The sequence below is a fragment of the Streptomyces sp. NPDC086519 genome (genome assembly GCF_040686075.1).
Classification (GTDB): domain Bacteria; phylum Actinomycetota; class Actinomycetes; order Streptomycetales; family Streptomycetaceae; genus Streptomyces; species Streptomyces shenzhenensis.
In genome coordinates, this window is the sequence record NZ_JBFBJL010000073.1 from 37,178 (window position 1) to 45,991 (window position 8,814).

Annotated in this window: 9 protein-coding genes; 2 read left to right on the top strand and 7 right to left on the bottom strand. The window is 73.3% G+C overall.

Features of this window, described 5'->3' with window-relative positions; genetic code table 11:
• Positions 1-75: 75 nt before the first annotated feature.
• From AB0P24_RS40770 to AB0P24_RS40790, 5 genes are all read right to left on the bottom strand, one after another.
• Positions 76-855, bottom strand: a complete 780-nt coding sequence (locus AB0P24_RS40770) for a TIGR04222 domain-containing membrane protein (protein ID WP_365803229.1) — start codon at positions 853-855, stop codon at positions 76-78.
• A gap of 96 nt (positions 856-951) precedes the next feature.
• On the bottom strand, positions 952-1,743 hold the full coding sequence (locus AB0P24_RS40775) for a DUF4142 domain-containing protein (RefSeq protein ID WP_365803231.1): 792 nt from the start codon (positions 1,741-1,743) through the stop codon (positions 952-954).
• A 353-nt stretch (positions 1,744-2,096) separates the two neighbouring features.
• A complete protein-coding gene (locus tag AB0P24_RS40780) occupies positions 2,097-3,392 on the bottom strand; it encodes a DUF692 domain-containing protein (protein ID WP_365803233.1) in 1,296 nt (431 codons plus the stop codon).
• A gap of 127 nt (positions 3,393-3,519) precedes the next feature.
• Positions 3,520-4,311 carry a DUF4142 domain-containing protein gene (locus AB0P24_RS40785; protein ID WP_365803236.1) on the bottom strand — a complete coding sequence of 264 codons (792 nt, stop codon included), beginning with the start codon at positions 4,309-4,311 and terminating at the stop codon, positions 3,520-3,522.
• 106 nt (positions 4,312-4,417) lie between these two features.
• Positions 4,418-5,110: a peptidyl-tRNA hydrolase gene (locus AB0P24_RS40790; protein WP_365803238.1), complete on the bottom strand. Its 693-nt coding sequence runs from the start codon at positions 5,108-5,110 to the stop codon at positions 4,418-4,420.
• Between the two features lie 106 nt (positions 5,111-5,216).
• Between AB0P24_RS40790 and AB0P24_RS40795 the strand changes: the two genes are divergently transcribed.
• Both AB0P24_RS40795 and AB0P24_RS40800 read left to right on the top strand, forming a co-directional pair.
• Positions 5,217-6,113 (top strand): ATP-binding cassette domain-containing protein, encoded by an 897-nt coding sequence (locus tag AB0P24_RS40795; protein ID WP_365803240.1) that lies wholly within the window; start codon positions 5,217-5,219, stop codon positions 6,111-6,113.
• Complete coding sequence (locus tag AB0P24_RS40800) at positions 6,110-6,781, top strand: ABC transporter (protein WP_365803242.1); 672 nt, start codon at positions 6,110-6,112, stop codon at positions 6,779-6,781. Before AB0P24_RS40795 ends, AB0P24_RS40800 begins: the two co-directional genes overlap by 4 nt.
• Before the next feature lie 95 nt (positions 6,782-6,876).
• Here the strand turns inward: AB0P24_RS40800 and AB0P24_RS40805 are convergent, their stop codons facing one another.
• Complete coding sequence (locus tag AB0P24_RS40805; protein WP_365803244.1) at positions 6,877-7,731, bottom strand: polysaccharide deacetylase family protein; 855 nt, start codon at positions 7,729-7,731, stop codon at positions 6,877-6,879.
• Between the two features lie 62 nt (positions 7,732-7,793).
• A complete protein-coding gene (locus tag AB0P24_RS40810; RefSeq protein WP_365803246.1) occupies positions 7,794-8,627 on the bottom strand; it encodes a slipin family protein in 834 nt (277 codons plus the stop codon).
• Between the last annotated feature and the right edge of the window lie 187 nt (positions 8,628-8,814).

Consider the following 8,814-nt stretch of genomic DNA (forward strand, 5'->3'; position numbering starts at 1 on the left):
ATATTTCGACCGGTTGTCGGCGAAGGCAAGCACCACCGGGCCGGTGTCGGCGCAATGCCCCCGATGCGCCCCGGCTCACTGCCGTGGCAGTTGGTCCCGGTGTGCGAAGGCCGCACGCAGCTCCGGTTCGCCGATCGCGCGGATGCCGCGTACGGCGACGGAGGCCAGCAGCGACTGGTCGTCGGCCGCCCGGTTCGCCCGCCGGTGCAGCACGCCGAGCAGCCGCTGCCCGGCCGGGGAGGCCCAGCGCGCGTAAGGGTGCACCTCGACCCGGGCGATGGCCAGACAGCTCAGCGTCAGGGTGAGGGGCAGCGCGAACCACACGGCGACCAGGTCGCGGGGCATCCCGGTCGGAGCGGGCAGGGTGAGCGCGGCGACGCCGAGCCCGAGGACCGCCAGCGCGGCGGCCCGGACCTGCCGGACACCGGACGCGACCGTGGTCCGTGCCGCCGCGTCGGGCACCGCGAGCCCCGCCCGCACCAGCTCCTCGCCGAGACTGCGCACGGCGTCCGTGTCGGCCGCCGCCGAGCGCACCGGTGCTATCCGCGACTGCCCCTCGGGCCCGATGGCCCCTATCACCGACCGCTCCATCTCGTCCCGCCCGCGCGGGTCCACGACGGTCGCCCAGCCGGTGTGGGCGAGCAGCAGCCGCCGTTGCCGGGCCATGGACACCAGCGTCAGATCCGCGACCCGCGCGGGCCCGCCGGACAGGAACGCGGCCTCGTACAGCGTCAGATCGTGCCCTCGGCCCGCGTCCGCGTCGGCGGCCGCCGTCCGCACGGCGGCCAGGCACAGCCGGGTGCAGGCGGTGCCGGCGACGGCCCAGGCCAGGAGCAGGAGAAGGACCCAGAACATGACATGTTTCTATGCCAGGGGCCTGGCCGCCACCATGCCCTGTTCACATTCCGGACCGAGTGTTGTCGGTATGTGACGTTCCGTTTCCCGCGCGGGTCAGGGGGTCGGGGAGGCCGACGGCGGGCTGGCGGTGGCGGGCGGCAGCGGGTACGTCGAGGACGGCGACGGGGCCGATGCCGGCTCCGGTGCGACCGGGGTCGCGTCCGCCGGGGCGACGACGGGCGGTGAGGCCACGGGGGAGGGCGTGGTCGCCAACTGCTGTGCCAGCGTGGCGAAGTCCACGTAGCCCGTCGCCTCCAGGACCTTGATGTGGTCCAGGACGGTGGTGTTGGCGTCGTCGGCGAGGTCGCGGACCAGGGTGTTCTGGGTGGCGGCGCGGACCTGGGCGACCAGGGAGAAGACTTGGCCGTGGGCGAGCCGCACGATGTTCGCGAACTCCCGGTCGAAGTCCTGCCCCTGTGCGGTGCTCAGCGTGGCGAGCCACTGCTGCTGCTGGGCGTTCGGCCCGTTCGGGATCGGCACGCCGAGCTGGGTGGCGACGGTGCGGAGGTGGGCGTCGAGGGAGGTGTGCCCGTCGACGAGGTGCTGCCCGGCCGTCCGTACGGCCACCGTGGTGCCCTTCTCCTCCGCCATCTCCCCGGCCGGCAGCTCCCAGAGCCCGGCGAGGCGGACCTTGACGATGAAGTCCCGGTCCTGCGCGGACAGCGGGCCGTAGTCCGTCGACACGGTCTGGGCGCTGAGCACGTTCACCGAGCCGGTGGGGTCGGAACGGTCGGCGTACGACCAGATCGGGAACACCAGGGCGGCGAGGGTCGCCGCGAGACAGACGATGATCAGCCCGGTACCGCTGAATATGCCTCGTCCCTGGACGGGGGGTCGGGGTCGCATAGTGCCTCCAGCACCGCACGCCGGTTGGGTGCGGGGTTGGCATATTACCGACGGGTGAGGAATACGGTCGGATTGTGTGACGGACGAAGCAGGGGTGGGGGCGGAAGCAGGGGTGGGGGCGGAAGCAGGGGTGGGGGCGTGGGGGCCGTGTGTCGGCTGCGGGCCGGTGGGGGCTGGTCGCGCAGTTCCCCGCGCCCCTTAGGGGGCGCGCTGCCCAGCCGTGTCTCACATAGCCGCGGGCAGTCGTGCGGCTGGGGCGATGGGGGTCCCCCGCTCGAGCGAAGCCGAGAGTGGGGGAGAGTGGGCGCGGCGGCACCCGGCAAGCGCCGGTAAGCGTCCCCACCCCCCGGCCACTATCCCCGCCGAAGCAGCACCCTCCGCGCAAGCGACCGGCGAGGTGCCGCCCCCGCCCGCTCCAGCCACCACCGCTCCAACCGCCGATGACAGGCCCCGTCCCCCGGCCGCCCCGCCCGCAGCAGTTCCGCCGCGAACTCCAGCGCGTCCCGCCGATAACCCCCCGCCATCGGCCGCTCGTGCGCATACGCCAGGAACGCCGCCCGATACCCCTCCCCGAGGATCTCCGGCAGTTCCGGCGCCACCTTCGCCACCACGTCCGCCCGCTTCGCGGCCAGCGCCCGTGCCTGCACCCCCATCCGCACCCGGTCGAACCCCTCCGGCACCGGCGTCCCGGCGACCAGCGACGACAGCACCGAGGCCTGCGCCAGCCCCAGCCGCTGCCGGGTGGCCTCGGGGACCTCGGGCGCGGGAGCCGCCGGCGGGGGCTCCCACTGGCCGCCGGCCACCGCACCCCCCGCCGCACCCCCCGCCGCGACCGCCGCCCGGATCGCCGCCACCTCCCGCTCCAGGTCGGCCGGTTCCGGGAAGTTCTCGTCACGCTCCAGCAGCACACCCGGCGGCGCGACCCGGGACGCCAGGCCGGTCAGGATGTCCAGGACCGCCGGGGGCACCGGGTGGGCGTGGCTGTCGTGCCAGACGCCGTCCCGCTCGAAGCCGCCCGCCACATGGACGTACGCGATCGCCTCGACGGGCAGCTCGGCGAGCGCCTCGGCCGGGTCCTCACCCCGGTTGACGTGGTTGGTGTGCAGGTTCGCCACGTCGATCAGCAGCCGTACCCCGGTGCGGTCCACGAGGTCGTACAGGAACTGCCCCTCGGTCATCTCCTCGCCCGGCCACGCGATGAGCGCGGCGATGTTCTCGACCGCGAGCGGCACCGGCAGCGCGGCCTGGGCGATGCGGACGTTCTCGCAGAGCACGTCGAGAGTGTCCCGGGTGCGGGGGACCGGGAGCAGGTGACCCGCTTCCAGGACGGGCGAAGCCGTGCGCGGGCCGCCCGCGCGGACGAACGCGATGTGCTCGGTGACCAGCGGCGAGCCCAGCGCCGCCACCCGCTCGGCGAGCGCGCCGAGCCGGTCCTCGTCCGGACGGTCCGCGCCGCCGAGCCCCAGCGAGACGCCGTGCGGTACGACGGTGACCCCGCGCTCGCGCAGCCGTCGCAGCGACTCGGGGAGGTGACCCGGACAGGTGTTCTCGGCCACGACCTCGACCCAGTCGATGCCCGGCATGCGCTCCACGGCGTCCGCGATCTCCGGCCGCCAGCCGATGCCCGTCCCCAGCCGCTCCAAGGTCATGGTCGTCCCCCTCCTGCTCCGAATGACGGGGGTATGACCCCGGAGCGCGGCCGCGAACCGTGTCGTCTGCCGCTTCAGAGCAACATTTGAGGTTCGCGCCCGCGCTCCGGGAGCTGTCCGGTGCCGGTTATCCGCCGAGCACGCCGAGGGAGTCCACCGGGTCCGGGCGCGCGGTGTTCACCGTGCCCGGCGCGCCGGGGGAGGGCCGGGACGTGGTGCGCACGTCGCCGCCGGCCCGCGCGGCCGGCGCGGAGGGCACCGCCACCCCGGGCGCCGGCACCGCGGGCCCGGTCGGGCTGGCCGTGGTCGAGCCCGCGACCTCGTTGGCGATGGCCTCGAAGTCGACCTTGCCGGTCTTCTCCAGGATCGTGATGTGGTCGAGGACGGTCTGGTTGGTGTCGGAGGCCAGCTGCCGCACCAGGCTGTTGCGGGTGGAGTTCCGCACCGCGCCGATCGCCGGGAAGATCTTGCCGTGCGCGGCCCGCAGCAGGTTCACGAACTTGTACTCGTACTCCGCGCCGGTCGCCGCGGACATCTCCCGGAGCCAGCCCTGCTGCTGCTCGTTCGGCACGTTGGGCAGCTCCACGCCCAGCTGCGCGGCGACGATCCGGACCCGCCTGTCGAGGTCGGTGTGGCCGACGATGAGATGGTCGCCGGCCTCCTTGATCGCCGCGCTCGGCGCCCGTTCGACCGCCTGCTGCCCGGCCGGCAGCTCCCACAGCCCGGCCAGCCGGACCCGGACGATCAGATCACGGTCGGCGGCGGACAGCGGGCCCCACTGGGTGGCCACGGTCCCCGCCGCCAGGTTCGCCTGCCCGGTGCCGGAGCGGTCGGCGTACGACCACACGGGATAGGCGAGCGCGCCGAGCGTGGTGGCGAGGGCCGCCATGATCATGGCCGTACCGTTGAAACGCCGCAAGGGAGGCCTCCCCGTGTCACTGGTTCAGTGCCAGGACGTACGGGCGGCACGGCAGCGGTGTTCAAACAAACGGCAAAGTTCTTCAGGATAGTCAAAAAACCGCAGCTCAGTGCAGTGCCGGATGGTCCGCGACCACCGTGCAGCTGCCCGGGGCGATCTCGGTGAACCCGGCGTCCCGGACCAACGGCAGCCCGCTGCCCGTCAGTTCACGCCACTCACCCGGATCGGCGGTCCGCACGGCGAGCGGGAACCCGGCCTCGCGCCACGCCTGCCGCTCCTCCTCCGGCAGCGCCCACCAGGCCAGTTGGGCCCCGTGCCCGGCCTGGGCCATCGCCTTGCCCGCCGACATCTCCAGCTCCGGGTTCAGCCACAGCACAGGCGCGGACCGGTCGGCGCCCACGGGCGGCTCCGGATCGTCCAACTCGGTGCCGGACACCTGCAACTTGGCCAGCTCCCTGGGCCACCCGTCCAGCGGAACCGGCGGAAACACCCGGACCTCGGCCGACTTGCCCGTGAGTGTGATCCCGGGCAACTCCCCGGCCCGCCGCCACTCGGCGCCCCGCGCCCGCCGCACGACCTTGCGGATCCGCGCGTCCTCCCAGTCCCGCACGGCCTGCGCCCACTCGCCGTCGCCGAGGGCCCGCGGGTCACTGAGCATGGTCAGGACGGCCCGGGCGGCCGTTTCGAGTGCGTCGGTGCGGGCAGGGGGCGCCGACTTCTCTATCCGCACGACGAGAGGCAGCACGAACTGGGGTGCTTCGTCCCGGCTGTTCGCCGAGACCTGGAAGGGAGCGCTCACCGCACCAACCTACAAGGGGTGCGAGGAACTGCGCGACCAGCCGCGTACGACCCGCACCCCGCGGTGATGCGCACCACCCAGCACCGTCTCGCACGACAATGTCCCCATGCATCGTGATCTTGAACTGGCCCGCGTAGGCCGCCGCTACGGCATACGCGGCCCCTGGGTGTTAAGAGGCGTCGACCTCACCGTCACCCCCGGCTCCCTCATCCGCGTGGAGGGCGCCAACGGCACCGGCAAGTCCACCCTGCTCCGCCTCGTCGCCGGCATGGACACCCCCACCGAGGGCCGTATCATCGGCCGCCCCCGCACCGCGTACGTGCCCGAGCGCTTCCCCGCGGCCCTCCCCTTCACCCCCTCCGGCTATCTCACCCATCTCGGCACCGTCCACGGCCTCTCCCGCCGCTCGGCCGCCGCCCGCGCGGCGACCTGGCTGGAGCGGTTCGGCGCCGCGGCCTACGCGGACACCCCCATGGCCCAGCTCTCCAAGGGCACCAGCCAGAAGGTCGCGGTCGCCCAGGCGCTGCTCGCCGACCCGGAACTCCTCGTCCTCGACGAGGCCTGGACCGGCCTGGACTCCGAGGCCCGCGCCGAACTGGAGCGGGCCGTCGCCGAGCGGACCGCCGCCGGGGGCGCCGTGGTGTTCGTCGATCACGATCCCCGGCGCCTGGCGGGCGTGCCCGACGCGATCCACCAGGTCGTCGACGGCACCCTCAAACCCCGTACGGCACAGGTGCCTTCACCCGCCGGTGCGCTCACCGTCGTCACCGCCAGGGGCCCCGCCGGCGGTCGGCTGCCCGCCGACGCCACCCATGCGGCGGCCTCGGCCGAGGAACCGGCCCCCGGTACCTACCGTCTTATGGTTCCCGCGTCCCACTCGGACGTGGTCCTGCGTGCCCTGCTCACGGCCCAGCCGCCCTGGCACGTGGTCTCCGTCACCCCCTCGGAGCCCTCGGAGCCCTCGGACGTCCCACCGGACGCGGACGAGAAAGACCGTTCATGACCGCACTCCTGCGTTACCAGACCGCACTCCTCCTGCGCTCCCAGCGCTGGCTGCCCCCGGTGATCCTGTACGCCGTGTTCCTGGGCGTGGGCGTGCAGGGCGGTCAGCCGGTACTGGACTCGCTCGGCTACACGGCCGCCGCGCTGCTGCCGGTGGCCGCCTGGCTGGTACGGATCTGTGTCACGGGCGAACCGGCGGCCGCCCGAGCCTGTGTCACCGCGGCCCGCGGTCCGGCCAGGACCCACCTGGCCGCCCTGCTCACCGCCCTCACCGCCGCGGCCCTGCTCGGCACGGTGGCCACCCTGATCGTCACGGTGATCAGCCACCACGCCACCAACGACCACCGGCTCCCCGTGTCACCGGTGCGGGCCGGAGCCGCCGGTCTCCTCGCGACCCTCGCCTGCGCGCTGCTCGGCAGCGCCGTCGGCGCGCTCACCAACCGGCCGCTGCTGCGCTCGCCGGGCCGGGCGGTGCCCGCGATGCTGCTGGCCGCCCTGCTCGCGGTGGTGGTCGGGGGATCCCCGGCACACGCGGCGGTCAGCGGCCTGGTCAGCGGCTCGGAGTCCGGCCGGATCCCGGTGTCGCCACTGCCCCTGGCCGCGGCGGTCCTGCTCACCGCCGCGGCCTTCGCCGCGGCCTGCGCCCTCAACGGCCGCCGCTCCTCCTGAACGGGCGCTCCTGCCTCCCTCGTGCTCGGCTTCGCTCGTGCGGGGCACCCCTGCACGGCGGACAGCTCGTGAGGCCCTGGTACGGCTCCGGGCACTCACCGGTGACCGGGCGTCTCCCCGATCAGCTCGGACACCTTCACGAACCGGTAGCCCCGCTCGCGCAGCTCCGGTACGACGGTCCGGACCACCTGCTCGGTGGTCGGGGCGGCGCTGCGGGTGCAGTGCATGACGACCACGGAACCGGGCTTCACCCCGTCCAGCACCTGCTTGGTCACCGCGTCGGCGTCCGTCGCGAACGCGTCCCCGCTCACCACGTCCCACTGGACCGCGGTGACCCCGAGCTTGCCGACCGCGCGCAGCGCCTGCTTGTCGTAACAGCCGCCAGGGAAGCGGAAGTACGGCATCGGGTGCGGCACCCCGGCGCGGAGCAGGGCGGCGTAGGCGCGCTCCACGTCCGACGTCATGTTCGCGGCGGCGACGGTCGGCAGACCGTAGCAGTCGCCGGTGAACGCGTAGTGGCTGTAGGAGTGGTTGGCGACCTCGAACTGCGGGTCTCGGCCGAGGGAGCGGGCCTGGGCCGGGTACTGGTCGGCCCAGCGGCCGGTCATGAAGATCGTGGCCGGCACTTTCAGCCTGCGCAGGGTCGCGATCAGCGCCGGGTTGTCGAAGTGCTCGCCCGCGGCCGCGCGCGGCCCCTGGTCGGCGGTCATGTCGGCGTCGAAGGTGAAGGCGACGGTCTTGCCCAGGGTGCGCGGACCGTTCATGAAGACGGGTGCCGCACCGCCGGGGCCCGGGGCGAGCGTGGGCGGCGGGGTGGCGGAGGAGGAGGGCTTGGCGGGGGCCGGCGGGCCCGGGCGGGGGGCCTCGGTGGTGCCACAGGCGGCGAGCGCGGCGCCGAGGGCGACGCATACGGTGGTCGTACCGGTCAGACGGCGTGCTAGTCGGATCACCGTCTGAAAAATAGTGCGGTATATCCGATTTTCCGGGTGGCGCGGCGGACTACGGCGCCGGGTCACCCGGGCGGCGGCCCTTCTCGCACCGCGCTCTCGGTGATCCCGGCCGGCGCGGCACCGTTCGGCGCCGGCGGCTGGCCGGCCCGCTCCAGGAACCGCAGCAGCTCCACCGGGAACGGCAGGACCAGCGTGGAGTTCTTCTCGGCGGCCACCGCGACGATCGTCTGTAGCAGCCGCAGTTGCAGGGCGGACGGGGTGTCCGCCATCTGCTGGGCCGCCTCGGCCAGCTTCTTGGAGGCCTGGAGCTCGGCGTCGGCGTTGATGATCCGGGCCCGGCGCTCCCGGTCGGCCTCGGCCTGGCGGGCCATCGAGCGTTTCATCGTGTCCGGCAGGGACACGTCCTTGATCTCCACCCGGTCCACCTGCACACCCCAGCCCACGGCCGGGCTGTCGATCATCAGCTCCAGGCCCTGGTTGAGCTTCTCCCGGTTGGAGAGCAGGTCGTCCAGGTCGCTCTTGCCGATGATGGAGCGCAGCGAGGTCTGGGCCATCTGCGAGACGGCGAACTTGTAGTCCTCGACCTTGACCAGCGCGCTCACCGCGTCGACCACCCGGAAGTAGACGACCGCGTCCACGCGCACGGTGACGTTGTCGCGGGTGATGCCCTCCTGGGCGGGGATCGGCATCGTGACGATCTGCAAGTTGACCTTGTACAGCCGGTCCACGAACGGGATCACCAGATTGAAGCCGGGTGTCCGTACGTCACCGGCGACCCGCCCGAGCCGGAACAGCACGCCGTGTTCGTACTGCTTGACGACCCGCGCACCGGCGGCCAGGTACAGCGCGCCGAAGCACAGCGCCGCCACCACCGCGACCAGCAGCTCCTGAACCATCTCGACCCCCAGGCAAAGAGGTCTGATATGTCTGTTGCTGCAACGATATGCCCGGCGGGAGGGTCGGGGCCACGGCGCCCAGGAAGCAGGTCCGGGCCGGGGTGCAGATCGCCGCCCAGCGCGGCCTGACCCACCCGTTGCTGATGAAGTTCACCCTGAAGCTCCTGGCGAACCTCACCGACCCGAC

Bases quoted from the DNA above. Each gene is read 5' to 3' on its own strand.
- AB0P24_RS40770 (WP_365803229.1), bottom strand. From the start codon at position 855: ATGTTCTGGGTCCTTCTCCTGCTCCTGGCCTGGGCCGTCGCCGGCACC.
- AB0P24_RS40775 (WP_365803231.1), bottom strand. From the start codon at position 1,743: ATGCGACCCCGACCCCCCGTCCAGGGACGAGGCATATTCAGCGGTACC.
- AB0P24_RS40780 (WP_365803233.1), bottom strand. From the start codon at position 3,392: ATGACCTTGGAGCGGCTGGGGACGGGCATCGGCTGGCGGCCGGAGATC.
- AB0P24_RS40795 (WP_365803240.1), top strand. From the start codon at position 5,217: ATGCATCGTGATCTTGAACTGGCCCGCGTAGGCCGCCGCTACGGCATA.
- AB0P24_RS40800 (WP_365803242.1), top strand. From the start codon at position 6,110: ATGACCGCACTCCTGCGTTACCAGACCGCACTCCTCCTGCGCTCCCAG.
- AB0P24_RS40810 (WP_365803246.1), bottom strand. From the start codon at position 8,627: ATGGTTCAGGAGCTGCTGGTCGCGGTGGTGGCGGCGCTGTGCTTCGGC.